4 protein-coding genes are annotated in these 24,192 nt (G+C 57.5%); 1 reads left to right on the top strand and 3 read right to left on the bottom strand.

What is annotated here, in order from left to right; translation table 11 throughout:
• Positions 1–68: 68 nt before the first annotated feature.
• The 3 genes from rcsB to N5923_RS14495 are packed head-to-tail and all read right to left on the bottom strand — an operon-like array spanning position 69 to position 4,556.
• Positions 69–719, bottom strand: a complete 651-nt coding sequence (gene rcsB / locus N5923_RS14485) for a response regulator transcription factor RcsB (RefSeq protein WP_017799486.1) — start codon at positions 717–719, stop codon at positions 69–71.
• A gap of 1 nt (position 720) precedes the next feature.
• Positions 721–3,378, bottom strand: a complete 2,658-nt coding sequence (rcsD, locus tag N5923_RS14490) for a phosphotransferase RcsD (RefSeq protein WP_267142570.1) — start codon at positions 3,376–3,378, stop codon at positions 721–723.
• Positions 3,379–3,401: 23 nt separating this feature from the next.
• Positions 3,402–4,556 (bottom strand): MFS transporter, encoded by a 1,155-nt coding sequence (locus N5923_RS14495; protein WP_267142480.1) that lies wholly within the window; start codon positions 4,554–4,556, stop codon positions 3,402–3,404.
• Positions 4,557–5,360: 804 nt separating this feature from the next.
• Between N5923_RS14495 and N5923_RS14500 the strand changes: the two genes are divergently transcribed.
• Positions 5,361–24,068: an Ig-like domain-containing protein gene (locus N5923_RS14500; protein ID WP_267142481.1), complete on the top strand. Its 18,708-nt coding sequence runs from the start codon at positions 5,361–5,363 to the stop codon at positions 24,066–24,068.
• The last annotated feature ends 124 nt before the right edge of the window (positions 24,069–24,192 follow it).

The raw sequence follows: 24,192 nt of genomic DNA on the forward strand, positions 1-24,192 counted from the left end.
CGCCGCCCCTACGGAACGCTGTATGTAGGGGCGGCGTTCTCGCCGCCCGCCATCATCAGAATCAGAACTTAGTCTTTTTCGACCGGCATTGAGCTGACTGAAGAGAGGTAGTTCAGCAACGCAATATCGTTTTCCACGCCCAGTTTCATCATCGCTGATTTCTTCTGGCTGCTGATGGTTTTGATACTGCGGTTCAGTTTTTTAGCGATTTCCGTTACCAGGAAACCTTCAGCAAACAGACGCAGAACTTCACTCTCTTTTGGTGACAGACGTTTATCGCCATAACCACCCGCGCTGATTTTCTCCAGCAGTTTCGCCACGCTGTCCGGCGTATACTTCTTGCCTTTCTGCAGGGCTGCCAGCGCTTTCGGCAGATCGGTTGGCGCGCCTTGTTTCAGCACGATCCCTTCAATATCCAGATCCAGTACTGCGCTGAGGATCGCCGGGTTGTTGTTCATCGTCAGAACGATAATTGACAGATCCGGGTAGTGACGTTTGATGTATTTGATCAGAGTAATACCGTCGCCATATTTCTCGCCTGGCATCGACAAATCGGTAATCAGTACATTTGCATCTAACTTAGGTAGGCTGTTAACCAATGCTGTGGAGTCTTCGAACTCACCAACAACGTTTACCCATTCAATCTGTTCAAGTGACTTACGAATGCCAAAAAGAACAATCGGATGGTCATCGGCAATAATTACATTCAAATTATTCATCTTATTGGTTACCTTGCTGCAGCAGTTCATTGACGTAAGCGTCGATGTTACTGGTGGTATTTTTAATGTTTGAATCGTCACACTCTTTAATGTGCTGTTCTAACGTTTCACAAAGCTGCTTGCCGGGCACCAGATTGAGCATGGCAAACACGCCTTTCAGGCGATGCGCTGTCTGAGCAAGCGAACTGTAGTCACCGTTCGCCGACTCATTATACAATCTCTTTACATCATCCGGTACTGTGTCGACAAATAGCTGGTAATAACCGCTATTTAGCAGCGGTGTGGCATCCTGTTCTTCAACAGGCTCCTCACCAGGCACATCCTGCGCCAGTTGTTGTTCTATCAGCTGCAACAATGCATCCAGCACCGCGCTACTGATATTGAAGTTAACCCGGTATTGATTATCGCTAATCGCCCGGAACCCCATCTCATCATCCGTGAGTAACAGTGACCACGGCGTTAAACGCGCCGGGTCGTCAGTGACCAGAACATCATGATCCTGGCCGGAGAAGCGCTCATCCGGCGTAATGCAGTTGGCGCCCCAGTTTTCCAGTTGATGACAGACAATCTTGCGTACGTCATCAACGGTAATTTCGATTAAGGCGGTCAGACCCTCCAGCAGCTTCTCTTCCTGCGGCTGCTGATTTTCCAGCGGCATATGCAGATTGATGCTGTAGCGGGTGCCAATATCCGGTTTGGCATGAACTTCCAAATGGCCGCCCAACTGCTTACACAGCTGCTTGCACAGGAAGAAGGCGAGGCCGGAAGCCTGTCCAAAGCGATCCTGCGAGGTTTCGCCAAGGAACGGGAAGTCAGTGTTGCCCAGTTCATCCACCGTTAAACCGGCGCCGGTATCGACGATCTGAATCGTCAGGCGATCGGGCCGCTCTGCCGGTGAGTCGATATCCAGTGAAATCTTGCCCCAGTTGGTGGTGGTCAGCGAGTAGTGCAGCAGTGTCGACAGCACTTTGCGAATAGCGCGCTGATCGCCAAAGCGCATCTCGTCGCTGCTCAGGCGGTTGCGTACCAGCAGCGTCAGACCTTTGCGGCGCGTCAGTGGCAACATCTCTAAGGCGACATCATCCAGCAGTGCTTGCAGATTGAAGGAGGTGGCATCCGGCGTCCAGTCGTGGGTTTCCAGCCGGTTCAGCAGCACAATATCATCGACCAGACGATGCAGCGCCTGGGTTTCCTGCAATATATCCAGCTGTACTTCATCGTCGCTGTGCAGGCTGAGCTGCTGGATATGCTCCACCACATTGCCCAACGGGCGATACAGCGCATGACCAAGATTCTGCAACAGCTGTTGCCGCATCTGGTGATTCTTATCCAGCACCTGCTGCGCTTTTTGCAGCTTTTTATTCACCAGCAGCTCACGGTCCTGATCGCGCATCATAAACAGCTGAGTATGCGGCGATACCACACTGCGCGCATGGCGGATCTCGTACACTTCATTATTGACCGTCGCCTGCAACACCCCCTGATGCTGATCAGACATATTAATGATTTTTTGCAGATTCAGGTGCGGCAGCAGGTGCTCAGCAATCTTGTTGCTGATAATGGTGCGGTTGCTGGCAAAGTCATACACCAGCAGGCCGACCGGCAGGCTGGCGACAATCTCTTCATTCAGCACCCGCAGCGCATCAAGTTCGGCGCTCTGATTCTCACTGGGACGCAGCGACTGGTGGCGCAGCAGAAACAGCCCGGCCAGTGACATCAGCAGCAGCAGCAGGTTGGCCAGCAGTGGCCACATCAGATTACGCAAGGTATCGAACACCAGGCTGGTAATCGGCACGCGATACACCAGCTGGAGCGGGGTGCTGGTCAGCGAGGAGGCAATCTCGACGTTGGGATTGACCAGCGAGATACGGGTGTTCTGCGCATCATCATCATTTTGCGTGCCTTCGCTGGTAACGGTACTGTCCTGCTTCAGCTGGAAATTCTCCAGCGGCATATTACGCGGGATCAGATCGTTGACCGGCAAATCAAATGCCACCACCGTCGCCAGATGACCAGGCTGATTAAAGGTCGTGCGCACAGTGAAATAGTTGTCGTTCTGCCAGGTAAAGCGACGCAGTGGCGAGAAGCTTTCGCGCTCATCCAGCGCATTAGCCTGCTGCAGCATCTCCGCGCGGCGAGCATCAACAATACTGTTGATGGCGCTCTCTTTATAACGCGTCGCCATATCTTTTAACGGCAGCGTCGAGATCAGAATCAGGCTGTTGTCCTGACCATTGAGGAAATACATCGACCAGGTGCTGTTTTCGGCGCCCCACAGCGTGTCGAGATAGTTGGACATGCGCAGGGTCATATCCAGCGTGCTGCTATCGTGAGAACCAAAAATCAGCGCTTCGGTTTTACGGCGCGTTTTTTCCAGATAATAGACATCGGGGCGCAGCCGTGTTTCCTGCAGACTGTTCGGCGGCGTACCGGCGGCGCTGGCCGCAAGGTTTTCATAGATTTGCCAGGTGGCAAAACGATAGGTGTCGATGCGTTTTTGCATACTGTGAGTGATATCGGACATCGCATAGCGCTTTTCCGTCAGCCACGCGTTAACCGCGTTATGGATCATAAATCCTAACGCCAGCAGTAACACCAGAATAAACATCACAAAGAAGCGCGTGACATTGCCTGAGGTGAGGGGAAACTTATATGGCACCATAGCGTAACGTGACACCCAAATTATCGTGTAACCAGCCGGGCGCTGGCAGCAACAGCTAAAAGCAGTACCGCGATGGCTGTAAAGGCCGTCGTCAGGCTAAACCACTGGGAAACAAACCCGACCAGTGCCGGACCTGCCAGAATACCTGCATATCCGATGGTTGTCATGGCCGAAATCGCCAGGTTGACCGGCATGATATCTTGTTTTCCGGCCGCGCTGAACAGAATCGGTACCGTATTTGACGCGCCAAGTCCTACCAGAAACAGCGCCAGTAATGTCACTGTTACATCGTTAATGCTGACCGCAAGGAAAATCCCCGCCGCGGCGCCCAGGCTGCCACATAACAGAATCGTGGTGCTGCCGAAGCGGCTCACGGTGCGATCGCCGGTCAGGCGGCCAATGGTCATCGCCACGGAGAACACTGCATAGCCCAGACCGGCCTGTGATGCGGGCAGGTCGCGGCTGTTGGTCAGGAACAGCGCGCTCCAGTCGAGTATGGCCCCTTCGGTAAGAAACAGAATAAAGCACAGGATACCGAGAAACAGCACCCAGCCGCGCGGCAGCACCAGTAACGGCGTATCAGGCTGATGCAGACGCTGGCTTAACAGATGCTTCTGGCTGCTTAGCAGCAACAGAAAAATCAGTACCGCCACCATCAGTACCGCTTGCAGCGGCAGTAAACCGGCCCACAACAGGGCGCTGACCAGACCGGCACCGGCGATGCCGCCAATACTGAAGAAGCCATGGAAGCCTGACATCATGGCGCGGCCGGCGGCTTTTTCCACCTCGACCGCCTGAATATTCATCGCCACATCCAGGACACCAATGGCGGCGCCGAAAATCATCAGCGTGACCGCCAGCGCAATTGCCGTCGGCAGCGTGGCCAGCAGCGGCAGTACCAGCATTACCGTGAGGCTGGCGATAACAATCAGCGCCTTGCAGCCATACTTTGCCGCTAACTTGCCGGTAAGCGGCATGGCAACCAGCGAGCCGAAGCCCAGCGACAGCAGCAGCGCGCCCAGCGAGGCGTCGCTCAGGCCAATGCGGGTTTTAGCGTAGGGAACCAGTGGCGCCCAGGCTGACATACCCAACCCGGCAATAAAAAAAATCACGCGTGTCGCCAGCTGCGTGGCTGGCGTCTGTTCCCCTGGGGCGGCTGAATCCGTGCTGGTCATTAATATGCTTTTATTTTCAACTATTCAGGTGCTCTTTTTACCATAAAAATGGCGCGTTTAGAATGTAAACAGCCGAAGTGAACCTTTTGTCACCGGCAGTCAGCAGGCATTTTATGCCAGCCAGAGAGTAAGTAACCGATAAAAACGGCAGTGTTAACTTAAATCGCCGCACTAAGGCCAATTTCCAGATATTTCCTGGTATGGAGCGTGCCGGACTGCGAGATCAAAATAATAAGTCAGCTATTGAAAACCTTTGTTTTTAATTCACTCCCGCGCTTCGCCTGAGCTGGTTAAATTTCCCCCACTCATTTCAGCCTCCACTTGTGCTAACAATCACAAATTCTTGTGAATTATATTCATTATTTTCCCCTGTAAATTACAAGGTTTTTGGTGTTTTTCACCATCAGGCCTCTCCTCATTCTGCGTTAAGTCATCGTCGCCAGCCTGATTAAAATCAAATCATTAGGTGGCTAGTTAATTATTTTTTCAGAAATAATTGGAGCGATAAGGTAATTTTTTCTAAACTATGCAATTAAATTAACTTATCGATAAGATAAATATTAATCACGACTCAGTGCCGCTTTATTGCTTATATCTGGATAATGAAAGAAAGAGGAAATAACACCTCATAGCACTATTTAAGCCATTTGCACGACTTTTTTTGCTTTTTTTCTCTGATAAGCACCAGGTTGATAAACATTCACGATAGTGAAAGTTAACAATTTCGTAACCACCAAAACTCTGCAGATTTTCTGTAGTTTCTTGCGTGGCGTTTACCCAACTGGTGTGTAAGGGGTTACTTAGATGGCACAGCTCAATGAAGGCCGCGTCGATATTATCTCACGCGATAACGGAACGCTTATCTCTCAGGCCAGTGGCGGCGCAAGCCATACGGTAATGCTTACCGAGCCGAGCGTAGTGAAGATAAACGGCACTCGTGCGATGGTCGTGGAGTTTGAGCGACAGGGAAACGATCTGATCCTGCATATGCGCGATGGCAGCGTAGTGCGTTACCAGCAGTTCTTTTTTGATGATGTCGACGGTTCACACAGCGAACTGGTGTTCGATGATGGCGTAAATCCCCCTGAGCATGCGCTGTTCCCGGTCACCACTGAGATGACTGATGCGACTACCGCGATGGCGATTACGCCGGAATACGAGTCACTGGGTAACCTTGAACCGCTGCTACTGGCGGATAACGAAATTTCCGGTGGCGTGATTACCGCCGCCGGTATCGGTGCGCTGGGCCTGGTTGGGCTGGCGGTCGGTGCGGCTGGCGGTGGTGGCGGTGGTGGCGGTGGCGATGACACTACGCCAACACCGGTGCAGCCGACGATTACCATCAACACCTTTGCCGGTGATGATGTGCTGGATAATAGCGAGAAACAGAACAGTCAGGCTATTTCCGGTACCACCACTCAGGTGGAGGCGGGGCAGACTGTCACCATCACCCTTAACGGGCAGACTTACACGGCGACGGTTGGCGCTGATGGCAGCTGGAGCGTCAATGTCCCGGCCTCCGCGTTGCAGGCACTGGCGAATGGCACCACGTCGATCGCGGTCAGCGTCACTAACAGCGCTGGCAACAGCGCCACCGACAGCCATGATTTTACCGTCACTCCCGCGGCTGGCACTGTCCCGACGATTACCATCGGCGCTTTTGCCGGTGACAATATCCTTGATGCCGGTGAAAAAGCCAGCAGCCAGACAATTTCCGGTACCACCACCAATGTTGAAGCGGGCCGTACGGTAACCATTACCCTCGGCGGCGTCAGCTATAGCGCCACCGTTGCCGCTAATGGCAGCTGGAGCGTCTCGGTGCCTCCGGCGGCATTACAGGCGCTGGCTAACGGCAGCGCCACCATTGCCGCCAGCGTTACCGATGCGGCGGGCGCAGCCGCCAGCGACACGCAGGCGATTACCGTCACCGGTCCGGTCGTGGAGGTTCCCACTATCACCATTGGTGATTTCGCCGGTGATAATATTCTTGATGCCGATGAGAAAGGCAGCAGTCAGGCGATTTCCGGTGTCACCACCAATGTTGAAGCCGGACGCACGGTCACCATTACGCTGGGCGGCGTGACCTATACCGCCACCGTGGCCGCCAATGGCAGCTGGAGCGTTAACGTTCCTGCCGCGGCATTACAGGCGCTGGCCGAAGGCACCACGACCATCAATGCCAGCGTCAGCAACAGCGCGGGCAGCACCGCCAGCGACAACCAGGATATTACGGTGATCGGCGGTGACAATCAGCCACCGACACTGACCCTGAACGATTTTGCCGGCGACAATGTGCTTGATGGCGCAGAGAAACAGATCGATCAGCTGCTGAGCGGCACCACCACCAATGTTGAGGCTGGCCGCACCGTCACCATTACCCTGGGTGGCCTGACTTACAGCACACTGGTGCAGGCTGATGGCAGCTGGAGCGTATCGGTGCCGTCCGCTGCACTGGAAGCGCTGGCGGCGGGAACCACCACCATCAGCGCCAGCGTCAGTAATGCCGCAGGCACTAGCGCCAGCGACAGCAGTTCACTGGTGGTTCAGCCGGATACCGCCGGCAGCATTGCGCTGGAACCGATTAGTGGCGATGGCTATCTCGGCACCGGCGAAGTGGCCGCCGGGTTAGTGATTAGCGGCACCACTACTGGCGTCACCGCTGGCAGTATCGTAACCGTCAGTTTTAACGGCACTGATTATCCTGCTACCGTCAATGCCGATGGGACATGGAGCGCCACGATTCCTGCTTCGGCGCTTAGCGGCCTGCCTGATGGCGCACTGACCATTAACGCCAGCGTGACCGACAGCAATGGCGATCTGGTCATTAACAGTGGTCAGCTGAATGTACTGATCAATAATCCACCGGATGCCACTATCGAGCCACCATTTGGCGGCGACGGCACGCTGAACGGCGATGAAGCCGGTACCGATCAGACTATCGGCGGCAATACCGGCGCGACCGGTCCGGGCCAGACGGTGGTGGTCACCATTGGCGGCAACGACTACAACGCACCGGTCGCCAGTGACGGCAGCTGGACGGTCACCATCCCGGCGGAAGATCTGGCTAACCTGCCACAGGGCAACAGCAATCCGATCGTGGTGGTGGTCACCGACCCGGCGGGGAATACCAGCACCTCTACGACGCCGCTGGTGGTGGATACCGTGCCACCGACGTTGACTCTGGACGGCCCAATCTCCACTGACGGCTACCTTAACCAGCAGGAGCAGGCCCAGCCGTTAATTATTGGCGGCAATGTCGAAGCCGGCTCCACCATTGTGGTTACGCTGGCGGGTGTTAACTACCCTGCAACCGTGGACGGTTCTGGCCAGTGGTCGGTTACCGTCCCGGCGAATACCCTTGCTGACGGCAGCTACACGGCAGTCATCACCGCCACCGACAGCGCAGGCAATACCACCACGGTCAACAGTCCGCTGACGGTGATCGCCGATCCGGCTAATTTCGCCACTATCACCCTTAATCCGTTTGCCGGCGACGGTATACTTGATGGCGCGGAGCAGCAGACCGAACAGTTTATTACCGGTACCACTGATGCGCCGCAGGGGCAGACCATTACGGTCACGCTGGGCAATACCAGCTATACCGGCATTGTGCAGGCGGATGGCAACTGGTCAGTCACCGTTCCGGCCAGCGCGCTGGAGGGGCTGAGCAACGGTACGCAAAACTTTACCGTCAGCGTCGATGATGCGGCGGGCAACACCAGCAGCAGTGATGGCAGCTTTGACGTTGATAATACTGTCGCCGCGATTGCGCTTGATCCGCTGAGTGGCGACGGTTATCTCAATGCGCAGGAATCGGCCAGCGATCTGACTGTCAGCGGCACCTCAAGCAATGTGGCAACCGGTAGCGTGGTCAGTTTTGTGATTGGCGCCACCACCTATACCGCGACCGTGCAGGCCGATGGCAGCTGGAGCACTACGGTTCCGGCCAGTGTTGTCGGGGCGCTGGCGGATGGCCCGCTGACCATTACCGCCACCACGCCGGGCGCAAATGGCACGACGCTTTCGGCTGACGGCACGCTGAATGTGGTGATCGCTAATCAACCGGCAGCCACTATCGATCCGCCATTTGGCGGTGACGGCGCACTGAACGGCAATGAAGTCAGCAACGATCAGACCATCAGCGGTAATACCGGCGTCAGTGCGCCAGGTCAGACGGTGCTGGTCACCCTTGGCGGCAACGATTACAGCGCGCTGGTGGGCAGCGACGGCAGCTGGACAGTGACTATCCCGGCGGCGGATCTCGGCGGTCTGCCGCAGGGCAGCAATAATCCGCTGGTGGTAGTCGTCACCGATGCGGCAGGAAATAGCAACACCACGACCACGCCAGTGCTGGTGGATACGGCGGCGCCGACGCTGGGACTCGACAACCCGATTTCCGGTAATGGCTATCTGAATGCGCAGGAGCAGGGCCAGCCGTTAGAGATTGCAGGAAGCGGCGAAGCCAATGCTTCGATTGTGGTGACGCTGAATGGCGTTGACTACGCCACCACCGTCGATAGCACGGGACAGTGGACGGTCACCATTCCGGCGGCCGATCTGGCGAATATCGCCGACGGTAGTTATACCGTCGATATTGTCGCCAGCGATGCAGCAGGCAATACCACTGCCAGCACCGCGCCGCTGGTGGTGGATACCCAGTTGCCGCCGCTGGCGCTAACCACGCCAATTTCCGGCGATGGTTATCTGAATGCGCAGGAGCAGGCCCAGCCGTTAATTATTGCCGGTAACGGTGAAGCGGGCGCAAGCATCGTCGTTACTCTCGATCAGGTGGATTACCCCGCAACGGTAGACAGCGACGGCAACTGGTCGGTGACCGTCCCGGCTAACACGCTGGGTGATGGCAGCTATAACGTAGCGATCACCACCACCGATAGCGCAGGCAATGCTACCACGGTGAACAGCCCGCTGACGGTCATTGCCAGCCCGGCTAATCAGCCCACTCTCACTATCGATCCGCTGACCGGCGACGGGGTGCTGGATGGCGCAGAGCAGCAAACCGAACAGTTCCTCACCGGTAACACCACTAATGTGCAGGCCGGGCAGGTAGTGACCGTGGTGCTGGGTGGCGAAAGCTATACCGGCGTAGTGCAGGCCAGCGGCGCCTGGTCGGTCGCTATCCCGGCCAGCGCACTGGAAGGGCTGACTAACGGCACGCAAGATTTTACCGTCAGCGTCGATGATGCGGCGGGTAACAATGCCAGTGACGATGGCAGTTTTGTCGTTGATAACACCCTCGCTGCAATAGCCTTTGATCCGCTGAGTGGCGACGGCTATCTCAATGCGCTGGAAGCGGAAAGCGATCTAACCGTCAGCGGCACCTCAAACAACGTGGCAGCGGGCAGTACCGTCACTTTTGTCATTGGCACTACCACCTATAGCGCGATCGTGCAGGCCAATGGCAGCTGGAGCACCACGGTGCCATCCGCCGCCCTGGCGAATCTGGCTGATGGCCCGCTCACCATTACCGCCACCACTCCGGGCGCTAACGGCACCACGCTTAGCGCTGACGGCACGCTGAATGTGGCGATCAACGATCTGCCGCAGGCGAATATCGATACGCCATTTGCTGACGCTATCTTAAGCGGCGATGAGTCGCGCAGCGATCAGACGCTGACCGGTAACACTGGCGCCACCGGTGACGGACAGACGGTTACGGTGACCATTGGCGGCATCGATTATCCGGTTCAGGTAGCCACCGATGGCAGCTGGAGCCTGCTGGTGCCGTCGACTGCCTTACAGAATCTGCCGGAAGGCCCGACTACCGTAGTGGTCGCAGTCAGCGATGCGGCGGGCAACAGTAACACTTCAACCACTACCGTGCGGGTGGATACGCTGCCACCGTCGCTGGAGATTGAACCGATCGCCGAAGATGGGCGGATTAACGGCACTGAACAGAATCAGCCACTGCTGATCGAAGGTTTCGCGGAACCGGGATCGACGGTCACCGTCACCCTCGATGGCGTCGATTATCCGGCGACCATTAATGCCAGCGGCTACTGGACGGTAAATGTTCCGGCTACGGTCCTGCAGGGGCTGGCTGACGACACTTACCCGGTTAGCGTCACCGCCAGCGATAGCGCCGGCAACAGCACCACGCAACTGAGTAGCATTATTCTCAGCACCAGCGCGCCGGTATTTACCCTCGCACCGGTCGCCGGTGATGGCACGCTTAACAGCGTCGAGCAGGGGCAGCCGCTGGAGCTTAACGGCACTGGCACGCCAGGTGACAGCGTGCGGGTCACGCTGAATGGTAAAAGTAACACCGCCATTGTCGATGGCAATAACGCATGGTCGGTCAGTGTGCCAACCGGCGATCTGGCCGCGCTGAATAATGGCAGCAGCTACACCGTGGCGGTCACCGTCACTGATGCCGCAGGCAACAGTACCTCGCAGCAAAGCGGGCTGGTGATTGATACCACCGCGCCGGTCGCCACGCTCAATCCGGTTGCCGTTGATGGTGTGCTTAACGCCAGCGAACAGACGCAGCCGTTAATTGTCAATGGTAGCGGCACGGCGGGCGATACGATTACCGTCACCCTGAATCAGGTTGAATATAATGTGGTTGTGGGTCAGAACGGCCTGTGGGCGGTGACGATACCGACCACAGATCTGGCCAATCTGGCCAGCGGCAATAATCCGCTGACGGTGGAGGCGCGCGATGCGGCCGGTAATACCAGCAGCCAGAGCACCAATCTGATCGTCGATACCGCTGCACCAGCACTGGAACTGAATACGATTGCGGTTGACGGTACGGTAAATGCCAGTGAACAAGGCCAGCCGCTGCTGATTAGCGGTAGCGGCAACGCCGGTGACACCATTCGTTTCACCCTGAATGGTGAGAACTACACTGCCACCGTTGGCGATGATAACCAGTGGAGCGCCAGTATTCCGGCTTCCGCGCTGGGTGCTATCGCCGATGGCACTTATCCGCTAACCGTGACCGCCACCAGTGCCAGCGGCAACACCAGTACCACCAGCAGTAATCTGACTTTCGATACCGCTACGCCAGCGTTAACCGTGGCGCCGGTCTCCGGTGGTTACCTCAATAATCAGGAAAGCGCTGAAAACCTGACGATTAACGGCACCGGCGACAGCGGAGATAATGTCACGGTAACGCTGAATAATGTCGATTACCCGGCGGTGGTAGACGGTGACGGTAACTGGTCAGTGCAAATCCCGTCCGATGTGCTGGCGTTGCTGCCGGATGGTCCATACACCGTCAGCGTGACGGTGGTGGATGCGGTGGGTAACACTAACACCTCCACCAGTCCGTTAATCGTCGCTGCCGATCCGGCTAATCTGCCGACCATCAGCGTCGATCTGTTTACCGGTGATGGTCAGCTGAATGGCGCTGAACAGGGTGAAAGCCAGATTCTGCGCGGTACCACCACCAATGTACAGGCCGGACAGCTGGTGACGGTGACTCTTAACGGCCAGCAGTATACTGGCGAAGTTGAATCCGGTGGCGCATGGACGGTCAATATCCCGGCGAGCGCTTTTGCCGGCCTGCAAAACAGTACACAAACCTTTGATGTCAGTGTCAGTGATCTTGCGGGTAACCCCGCCACCGGCAGTGAGACCTTTACCGTCGATAACAGCTTCAGCGCACTGGCGATTGGCATTATCAGCGGCGATGATTATCTGAACGCCACCGAAGCGCAATCCGATCTTACTATCAGCGGCAGTACTAATAATGTGGCTGAGGGTACCGCCGTAACGGTGACCGTAAATAGCATTGCTTACACCGGCACCGTTGACGCAGATGGCAAATGGAACATCATCGTGCCGTCCGCCGATTTGCAGAATCTGCCAGATGGCCCGCTGACGGTGACCGCCACCAGCACTGATATCAACAATAACCCGATCACCAGTGAAAATACGCTTAATGTGGCGATCAATACCCTGCCGCAACCGACGCTGGATACGCCGTTTGGTGATGGCGTGCTCAGTGCGGAAGAAGCGCAGAATCCGCAGACGCTAAGCGGCACCACCGGCGTAATTGCTGATGGTCAGAAAGTGTTTGTTACGGTAGGCGGTGTTGAATATGCGGCGCTGGTTGATGGCCAGGGTAACTGGAATGTGACCATTCCGGCCGCCACGCTGCAAAATCTGCCAGATGGCAACGCCAATGTGGTGGTGGTGGTGGTCAGCGATGTGGCTGGCAACAGCGACAGCTTAACCACGCCGGTGGTGGTGGACAGCACGCCGCCGGATATTGTGCTTAACCCTGTCTCCGGTGATGGTGTTATCAACGCGACTGAACAGGGACAGCCGCTGACAGTCAGCGGTAGCAGCGAAGCGGGCAGCACGGTGGTCGTCACCCTGAACGGCATCGCTTATCCGGCAATCGTCGCGGCCAACGGCAGCTGGAGCGCCACGGTTCCGGCCAGCGCGTTGCAGGATTTGAGTGACGGCAAATACGATATCAGCGTCACCGCCACCGATGCCAATGGCAACAGCGCCACAGTGCTGACGCCGGTCACGCTGGATACCAGCACACCAGCCTTTACCGTCGCGGTGATTGCCGGTGACGGCACTCTGAATGCTACGGAGCAGGGACAACCGCTGACGATCAATGGTACCGGCACCGCCGGTGACAGCGTCAGCCTGACGCTGAATGGCAACAGCTACAGCGCCACCATCGGGGAAAATGGTCAGTGGACGGTTAACGTTCCGGCTGCCGATCTGTCCACCCTGACTGATGGTTCTTATCCGGTCAGCATCACGGTCAGCGATGCTGCAGGCAACAGCACCACGCAACAGGTCAGCCTGCCGGTAGATATTACTCCTCCAGCCCTGACTTTAAATCCGCCTTCCGGCGATGGCATTCTCAGTAGCACCGAGCAGGGACAACCGCTGCTGCTTAACGGCAGCGGTGAATCCGGCGACAACATCATCGTCAGCCTTAACGGTAAAACTTACCAGGCAACGGTTGGCGTAAATGGCCAGTGGTCACTGGAAGTGCCTGCCGTCGATCTGGCGGCATTAACCGAAGGAGCTAATCCGCTTAGCGTTACCACCCGCGATAGCGCGGGTAACACCACTACGGTAGAAAGCAGCCTGACGCTGGATACCACCGCGCCAACGCTGACTGTAGCGATTGATACCTTTGCCGGTAATGGCATTGTTGATGGCGCAGAGCGGGCGGTAGATCAGATCCTGAGCGGTACTACCAATGCCGAAGCAGGACAAACGGTGACGGTAACGCTTAATGGTATCAGCTACACCGGTCTGGTGCTGGCGGGTGGTGCGTGGAACGTCACCATCCCGGCAGGGGCGATGGCGGGCTTAAATGATGGCAGCCAGACGCTGGCAGTCAGCGTCACCAATGCCGCCGGTAACAGCACCAGCGTCACCGACAGCTACAGCATCAACACCAGCGGCAGCAGCCTGGCGATTGCACCGGTCAGCGATGGTTATCTGAATGCTGACGAACAAGGGGCAGCGCTGACCATCAGCGGCCAAAGCACTAATGTTACCGCGGGCAGTATCGTGGTGGTGACGGTGAATGGCGTGGGTTATAACGCCACGGTTAATGCCGACGGCAGCTGGACGGCCACGGTGCCCGCGGGGGCGCTGAATGCGGTTGCTGATGGTCCGTTAGCGATCAGTGCGGCGGTAAATGATGCTGCCGGTAATCCGGTCACCAGCACCAGCAGCGTGACGGTGCTGGCCGATACCCTGCCGACGGTAACCATTAATCAGCCGTTTGGTGATGGCTCACTGAATGCCGATGATATCGCGGCGAACGGCACGTTAACCGGCATCACCGGTATTACCGGTGATGGCCAGACGGTCAGCGTCAGCTTTGGCGGCGCGACTTACACTGGCACGGTCGCCAGCGATGGTAGCTGGACTATCTCCATTCCAGCCGCAGCCTTGCAGGATCTGCAACAGGGCACCACCAGCTTTACCGTTACCGTCAGCGATGTGGCAGGCAATACCGCCACCGGCACCGGCAGCGTGCTGGTGGATACACTGCCGCCAGATCTGCAAGTGGGTGTGCTGTCGGGTGATGGCGTAGTCAATGCCACCGAACTGGGGCAGCCGCTGGCAGTCAGCGGCACCGGTGAAAATGGCGCGACCATTGTGGTCAACTTTGCTGGCACGCCTTATACCACCACGGTTGATACTGACGGTAACTGGACGCTCAATATCCCGGCGACTGCCCTGAGCGATCTGACTAACGGCAACTACGATCTGACGGTGACCGCCACCGACAGCGCGGGCAACAGCACGCAGCAGTCGACTTCATTTACGGTGAAAGCCGACGCCGCTTCACTGCCAACCATCAGCTTTGATCCTTTTGCCGGCAATGATGTGGTGGACGGCGCCGAGCAGCAAACGGCGCAGATCCTTTCGGGTGTCACCACCAATGTCGAAGCGGGTCAGACGGTTACCATTACCCTCGATGGCGCTATCTATACCGCCATTGTGCAGCCGAGCGGGGCATGGAGCGTTTCGATTCCTGCCTCCGCGTTACTGGATCTGGCGAATGGCGACAACAGTCTGACAGTGGCAGTGAGTGATGCCGCGGGTAATGGCGTCAGCAACAGCCTCGACTTTAACGTTAACAATGCGGCATCCGGACTGGTCGTCGATCCGATTAGCGGCGACGGCTATCTGAATGCCGCTGAAGCGGGTCAGGATCTGCTGATCAGCGGTACGTCGCAAAATGTGGCGACCGGCAGCACGGTCACCATTGAGTTTAATAACCAGACCTTTACCGCTGAAGTTGGCGCAAATGGCGTCTGGAGCGTGGCGATCCCGCCGGCCGCATTGGCGGGTCTGGCGGATGGTCCGGCCACCGTCAGCGTTAGCGCCACCGATGCGGCAGGCAATCAGGTATCGGGTAATGCCACGCTGAATGTGCAGGTCAGTGAGCTGCCGAATGCCACTATTTTGCCGCCGTTTGGCGACAGCATCCTGAATGCGGCAGAAACGGGCAGCACGCAAACCCTGCGTGGCAGCACCGGCATTGAGGGTGACGGACAGCGTGTCAGCGTTACGATTAACGGCGTTGACTACGACGGCCTGGTGGACAGCGATGGCAACTGGACGGTCAGTCTGTCACCGGCGGTACTTCAGACGCTGGCCACCGGCAGCATGGTGGTGACAGTCACTGACGCTGCGGGTAACCAGGATCAGATCACCGCGCCATTTAATGTCGATCGCATTCCACCAGCCTTAACCATCGATACTATTGCTGGTGACGGCCGGGTCAATGCGGCGGAATCGGTGGCGGCTATTGCCATCTCTGGTACCACTACGGCGCAGGAGGGGCAGATTGTTACCGTCACCCTTAACGGACAAAGCTATACCGCCACTGTGAATGCCAGCGGTATCTGGTCTCTGGATCTGCCTGCTGGCGCGCTGGCGGGCATCAGTAACGGCAGTTATACCCTGACCGCGACGGTAGCAGATGCGGCAGGCAACCCGACCAGCAGCAGCAGTGCGGTGACGGTGGAAACCGCCGCGCTGGTGCCGACGATTAATACTCCCTTTACCGATGGCTATCTGAACAGCGCCGAATCTCAGCAGCCGCAGACGCTGAGCGGTACCACTGGTGCCACCGGCGCCGGACAATCAGTAGTGCTCAATATTGGCGGCACCGATTACAGCGCGCAGGTGGATGCCAGCGGTAACTGGTCACTGGTGTTACAGCCCGCCACGCTACAGGATCTGAGCAGCGGCAATCTGCCGATTGTGGTGACGGTAACCGATGCCTCCGGCAATCAGGGGGTGATCGACAGCACCGCCAGCGTTGATTTCCAGGCACCGGTGCTGACCATCGGCGCCATTGCTGGCGATAACATTATCAATGCCGCCGAGTACCAGCAGGTGGTGCCAGTCAGCGGTACCGCCTCGGTGAGCGAGGCGGGGCAGCAGGTGACAGTAACCTTTAATGGCGTCACTTATCAGACGCTGGTACAGAGTGACGGCAGCTGGAGCGTCAACCTGCCCGCGGGGGCATTGCAGGGACTGGCCGATGGCAGCTACCAGGTTAGCGCTGAACTCAGTGATAAAGCGCTGAACAGCACCAGCGTCAATCAGACCATTACCATCGATGCCAGCCCGGCTACCCTGCCGACGCTGACCATCAGTGCGGTGTCGGGTGATAACTATATTAATCAGGCTGAAGCGGGTCAGATTCTGGCGATCTCGGGCACCAGCACCAATCTGGAAGCGGGTCGTACGGTTAGCGTGCTGCTGAATGGCAAAACCTATACCGCGACGGTCGGCGCCAACGGCGACTGGACCACCAATGTACCGGCCGCCGATGTGGGTGCGCTGGTCGATGGTGCGCAAACCATCACCGCCTCGGCGACCGACAGCGCAGGCAATCCGGCCAGCAATACCCATAACGTCACGGTGATTGCGGCGGCGGCGGAACAGCCAACGCTGAGTTTTAATCCGGTCAGCGGCGATGACATTGTCAATGCGCAGGAAACCAACAGTAATCTGATTATCAGCGGCACCAGCCAGCGCTTACCGGCTGGCAACACGGTACTGGTGACGCTGGATGGTAAAACCTATAACGCCACGGTGGATGCCAACGGTAACTGGAGCACTACGGTGCCGGCTGCTGATGTGCGCGAACTGGATCAGGGCAATAATACGGTGACCGCCAGTGCGGCCGATGTCGCCGGCAACCCGGCTAATGCCAGCCATGACTTTACCGTTGATACAGTAGATCCATTGCTGAGCGTCACGCTGGATGCCGGTGATGTGCTGAATCTGGCGGAAGCACTGGCCGGACTGCTGGTCAGTGGTCAAACCGATGCGGGATTAACCGTCACGGTAACGCTGAACAATAAAGAGTACAGCGCGACGGCGGATGCTAATGGCGCCTGGAGTCTGACCATTCCATCTGGCGATCTGCTGCTGCTGCAGGATGGCGAACTGGGCGTTGGCGTATCGGTTACTGACCGTGCGGGTAACACCAGTACCGAAGTGGTCGATCTTGATGTGCTGATTAATGCGCTGCCAGTGCTGAACATTACCACCCCGTTTGTCGATGGTCTGTTAAACGCGGCGGAATCGCTGGTTGCGCAGACGATCAGCGGCACATCCAGCAATCTTGCGGTGGGTACTGCGGTGGTGGTCACCATTGGCGGACTGACCTTTAATGGCACGGTCAATGCGAACAACGTCTGGAGCGTGAATATTCCGGCGGGCAGTCTGGCCGCTCTGAGCGACGGGCAGTTGCAGGTGGAGGTCAGTGCGGCAGACAGTGCCGGTAACCCGGCAACCGCTACGGTCAGCGCCGATGTGCTGATCAATACGCTGCCGGATGCCACCATTCTGACGCCATTTGTTGATGGTTTACTGAATGCGGCGGAAGCGGGTGTTAATCAGCTGATTAGCGGCACCACCGGCATCACCGGCGGCGGCCAGACCGTAACGCTGAAAATTGATAACACCACCTTTACCACCACCGTCGATCAAAATGGCAACTGGAGCGCCACGCTGACGCCAACGCAACTGGCGGCGCTCGGCAACGGGACGCATACCATTGACGTCACCGTTACCGACCGTGCGCAGAACAGCGATAACACAACGCTTGGATTTAGCGCCATTATTACCGGCCTGCCTGATCCAACGCTGGCAACGCCGTTTGTGGATGGCTTCCTGAATGCGGCCGAAGCGGCTGTCAACGGTGCACTGACCGGCACCACCGGCATCACCGGAACGCAAAGCGTCACGGTCACGCTGAATGGCACTACTTATGACGCCACCGTGGATGTCACCACGGGCGCATGGAGCCTGCCGCTGACCAGTGGCCTGTTGCAGAGCTTGCAGGACGGCAACCTGCCGATCAGCGTGGTGGTCACCGATGCGGCAGGTAACGTCGGTAGCACCAGTGGTTCGCTGACCGTAGCGGTGAATACGCTGCCGAATGCAACCATCAATCTGCCCTTTGGCGATGGCGCGCTGAATATTGACGAAGCGGCGCTGAGTCAGCTGATTAGCGGTAAAACCGGGGTCGTGGGCGCCGGTCAAAGCGTCAGCGTAGTGATTAGCGGCTTCAATGGCGACAACCCGGTAACCGCTACGGTGGATGTTAATGGCAACTGGTCGCTATCACTCACACCAACCCAGCTGGCGACGCTGGCGGATGGTACCCATACCATCACAGTTACTGCCAGAGACGCGGCGGGGAACAGTGATGTGGAGACGCTGAATGTCACCACCGCGCTGACCCTGCCGGAACCGGTTATCAACACACCGTTTATCGATGGCGTGCTGAATATTGCCGAAGCGGGTGCGGCGGTGACGCTGACCGGCAGAACCGGGGTGGATGGACTTAACCAGGGTGTGCAGCTGACCATCGATGTTAACGGTATCAGCTATACCGGCAGCGTTGATGCCAGTGGCAACTGGTCGGTAAATATTCCGGCAGGGGCATTAAGTAGCTTAACTAACGGAACCCATACCATTAATGTCACGGTCACCGACAGTGCCGGGAACACCAACAGCGAGAGCCTGAACTTTACTGCCTCACTGACGGCGCCGGTGCCGACGCTGGATCTGCCATTTACTGACGGTTATCTCAATGCCGCCGAAGCGCTGGCCGGCGGAGTGTTAAGCGGTAAAACCGGCATCACCGGTGCGGGCCAGTCAGTCAGCGTGACGATTGCCGGCACCACCTATACCGGCGCTACGGTTGATGCTAACGGTAACTGGACGCTGAATGTCGGCACCGGCGTGCTGTCAGCGCTGGGGCAGGGGGCGGCCAGCGTAGCGGTGCAGGCCACCGACAGTGCCGGTAACATTGGGGCGATTAATGGCAGCTTTACGGTCGATACCCAGCTGCCGACCATCGCCATTACGCCATTTACCGGCGATAACGCGCTGACTTATCTGGAGAGTTTAACCACCCAAACTCTGAGCGGCACCACCACCGGCGCTAGCATTGGCTCGGTGGTGACGGTAACCATTGGCACCGCCACCCTGAGCGGCGTGGTGCAGGCAAATGGCAACTGGACGGTGAATGTGACGCCAGCGGCGATGGTGCAGCTCGGTACCACCAGTGGCACTATAAGTGCTTCGGTTAGCGATCTTGCCGGTAACGTCGGCAATGCCAGCGCAACGGTAACCGTTGACCTGACGCCGCCGCCAGCGCCACTGGTTACGCTGACGCCGGTAGGCGGCGATAATATTATCAATGTCGCCGATGGTACCGGTAATGTGACGCTGAGCGGTACCTACGGCAATATTGGTACGCTGGGCGGTAACGTTACCGTCACCATTAATGGCGTTGCGGCCGGTACAGCCGTGGTATCAACCGATGATGGCAGCTGGAGCATCAGCGTACCTAACGCCAGCTTTATTGATGGCAATGCGATTGTACGGGTTACCGCTACTGGTCTGGATGGTACCGCCACCTCCACTTCAACGGTGGTAGTAGATCGTGTGCCGCCAGTGCTGACCATTGGTAACTTCACCACTGATAATGTGTTAAACAGCACCGAAGCGGCAGCCACCCAGACCATCACCGGTACTGCATCGGTGAGCGAAGCGGGCCGTACCGTCACGGTGACATTGAATGGCAAAAACTACAGCGCGGTGGTGCAGGCCAATGGCAGCTGGTCGGCGGCGGTGCCGGCGGCAGATTTGCAGGCGCTGAGCCAGGGCACGCAAACCATCTCCGCTACCCTCACTGATGCGGCGGGCAATCCGGGAACCGCCAGCCATATTATTTCGGTTGATACCGGTGCGCCGCTGCTGCAGGTGGATGCGCTGGTTGGCGATAATGTCCTGAATGCGGCCGATATTCTGTTAACCCAGACCTTAACCGGTACCGTATCCGGCGCGCCTGGACAGACGATTGGCATCTATCTCGGCGATGGTGCGCCGATTGCCACCGGCGTGGTCAGCGACAATGGCACCTTTAGCATCGATCTGTCGCCAGAGGTGCTGGGAAGCCTGGCGGAAGGGCCGCTGGTGTTCGGCGTGCGCGTCAGCGATGCAGCAGGCAACCAGACTGACGCCACCTTAACCGTGAATAAAGTGGTTAACAGCGCGCTGAACCTGGTGGTTGATACGCTGTTTGGTGATGGCTTCCTGAATGCTCTCGACACCAGTGTGGCGCAAACCATCAGTGGTATCACGACCTCGGCAGGCATTGGCGCGAAAGTCGCGTTAACCATTGGCGGCACCACCTTAACCGCCGATGTCGGTCAGGATGGTAAATGGGCGATTATCGTGCCGCCGAGCCTGTTGCAGATCTTTGATGATGGCAACCTGGCGCTGAAAGTGACGCTGACCGATGCCGCGGGCAACACCAGCGTTGTCGATAAAGCCTTTACCGCGATTGTTGATAATCTGCCGGTGATTGGCAATCTGACCGGCCTGTTTGGCGGTGATGGTCTGCTGAATATTGTCGAAGCCGCGACTGAGCAGACGGTGAAAGGGGTCGTCACCGCGGCGACCGGCTCAACGGTCACGGTGACGCTTGGCAGTAAATCTTACGCAGCGACGGTCAATGCGCTGGGTGAATGGAGTGTCAAAATTCCACCACTGGATCTCGGCGCACTGACCAATGGCACCCTCGCGCTGGGGGTGAAAGTGGTGGATCCGGCGGGTAATACCACCTCCACCTCGGTTGATGTCGGTATCTTTACCGCGCAGCCTTCCATCACCCTGAGTCCAATCTTTGGCGATGGCATTCTGAATATTGCCGACCTCGCTACCGGCCAGATTATCAGCGGTGTGGTGAATAATGTGGCGGCGGGCAGCACCATTACGCTGGGAATTGGCAGCAATACGGTGACGGCGACGGTAGGGGCCAATGGCGCCTTTAGCGCCACCGTCTCGCCGGATATTCTTGGTACCTTAACCAGCGGTAATTTAACTGTCTCCGCCAGTGTGACCGATGCGGCGGGCAATACCACCTCCGCCTCGCAGGGACTGGTGGTCGACGTTATTCGTCCGGTGGTCAACCTTGCCACACTGTTTGGCGACGGACTGCTGAATGCGGCCGATGCGCTGTTAACCCAGACTATCACCGGTACGGTCACCGGTGCGGAAGCCGGATCCCGGGTGGTGATTACTATCGGTGGACAGCAGTTTGTCACCACCACTACCGGTAGTGGTTTCAGCCTGGCGCTGACGCCAGCGATTCTGCAGGGATTACTGGACGGTAATCTGACGGTGGGCGTGGCGGTTACCGACAGCGCCGGTAACACCGGTAGCGCCACTGCCGGTGCAGTGATCGGTATTCATAATCTGCCGGTGATTACGCTTAATCCGCTGTTTGGCGATGGCATTCTGAACCTGGTGGAATCGCTGGTGACCCAGACGATTACCGGTACGGTGAGCAATGCAGCTGGCTCGACAGTGAGAATCAATATCGGTAATTCCACGGTTACCGCCACGGTTGGCAGCGACGGTAAATTTAGTGCGGCGGTGGCGCCCGATATTCTCGGCACTCTGCTGAACGGTAACCTGACGGTCGGCGTGTCGGTAACCGATACGGTGGGTAACACCACCGCGGTCAGCGCGGGCGTGCAGGTGGGTATCAGTAATCCACCGACCCTGACGCTGAATACCGTGTTTGGCGATGGCGTACTGAGCGCCGCCGATCTTAACTCGACGCAAACCATTAGCGGCAGCAGCAATAATCTGGCGGCTGGCTCAACGGTCAGCGTGACTCTCGGGGGTAAAAGCTACAGCGCGCTGGTGGCCAGCGGTGGCGGCTGGTCCATCAGCGTGTCAAAAGCGGATCTTGCGCTGCTCAGCAACGGTAATCTGACCGTCAATGCCTCGGCCACCGATGCTTACGGCAATGTGGCGACGAAGAGTGGTTCAGTCAGTGTGATTACCAATACCCCGCCAACAGTGAGCATCAGCGCGGTATTTGGCGATGGCCTGCTGAATGCGACCGACGCGCAGAGCGCACAGACCATCACCGGTACCACCACTAATGCTGAAGGGTCGACGGTAACGGTAAAAGTCGGCAGCGCGTTAACGCTGACCGGCATTGTTGCCGCCAATGGCAGCTGGAGCGTCTCGGTGCCGTCAGCCAGCCTGATCGCGCTGGCCGATGGCACGCAAAACGTCACGGCGACGGTGACTAACGCCGCTGGTAATAGCGGTAGCGGCAGCAGCAGCGCCAGTGTGATTACCCATACCCTGCCATCGGTAGCGTTGGGAGTGCTGTTCACCGATGGCTATCTGAATCTGTCGGAGGCTTCAACCACTGAAACCATCACCGGCACATCAAGTAACGCTGTTGGCAGCCGGGTCTCGGTCGATGTGGCGGGCACGGTGTATACCACCACGGTGCAGGCGAATGGCAGCTGGAGCGTCAATGTACCGTCTGCAACACTGCGCGGTATCTCTGATGGCAGTCATACGGTACTGGTGACGCTGACCGATGCGGTAGGTAATACCTCGGTGGCGGGCAGCAGCTTTACCGCGAAAACCCACGATCTGCCGATTGTCGGGGTCGATCCGGTGCTGGCGCTGGTCAATGTGCTGCTGAATGGCCTGACGATTTCCGGCGGCACACTGAATCTGGCGCAGGGTACGCGCGTAAATGTGACCCTGAATGGTTCAACCATGCAGGCCACCACTGATGCGCTGGGTCGCTACAGCGTGAAATTTGCCGGCGGACTGCTCACGGCACTGAATCTGAACTCGATTGTAACAGTGACGGCGGTGGATGTGGCGGGTAACCCGGCATCGACCACCACCACCCTGTTGCTGGGTTCACTGTTGCCGGTTGCCGCGGCGACAACCTCGTCGCTGGCGCTGTTCTCGGTGGCAGCGGATGATGCGACCTCTGTCGATACGCATGCGTTAGCCGCAACGGCGGCCAGCCATGAGGAAACCGCTAAAGCGAGCAGCAGCACCGAAACCTCGGCCACCGCCACGGTTGAGTCGACGCTGACCACCGATGCGGATAGCGCAACCAGCGCAGCAACGGCCACCAGCAGCGAAAGCACCACCGCCACTACTGACGAAACCGCCAGTACGGCAGCTGATGACAGCAGTTACACCATCGGCGGAGTGGTGATTACGCTGGCGGATGGCTCGACGCAGGAAGGGGCAACGGTAACCGGTAGTCTCGGCGATGATACCGTCACCGTTAACAACCTCAATTTCGAGCATATCGATGGCGGGGCGGGCACCGATACCCTGGTGCTGGGCGGCGAGCATATGACGCTGGATCTGACTGCGCTGGGTCTGAAAGTGGAAAATATCGAAGTGCTGGATCTCGGGTTATCGGGTACCAACAGCGTCAAGCTGGATCTGAATGAAGCGTTGAAACTGACCGATACGCAAAATGAGGATCTGCTGATCAAAGGTGCGGATGGCAGCCAGGTGACGCTGAGCAATACCGATGGCGGCGTGTGGGCGACGGTAGGGCAACGTACTGTCGATGGCCAGGTGTTTGATGTTTATCACAATTCAGCGCTGACCAGCGATAACAGCCTCGGTGATGTGCTGGTGCAACATAACCTGCAGGTTCATGTCGTCTGATGAACTGATGCAGTCGCCAACAGGGTCACGCCAGGCGTGGCCCTTTTTTTCTTCATGTCCATAAGCTTTGATGAATCTGCTTTAACTGTTTACGCCATGCACAAAAAAAGCAGGGGCAGAGAAT

The organism is Winslowiella arboricola (assembly GCF_025527015.1).
Classification (GTDB): Bacteria; Pseudomonadota; Gammaproteobacteria; order Enterobacterales; family Enterobacteriaceae; genus Erwinia; species Erwinia arboricola.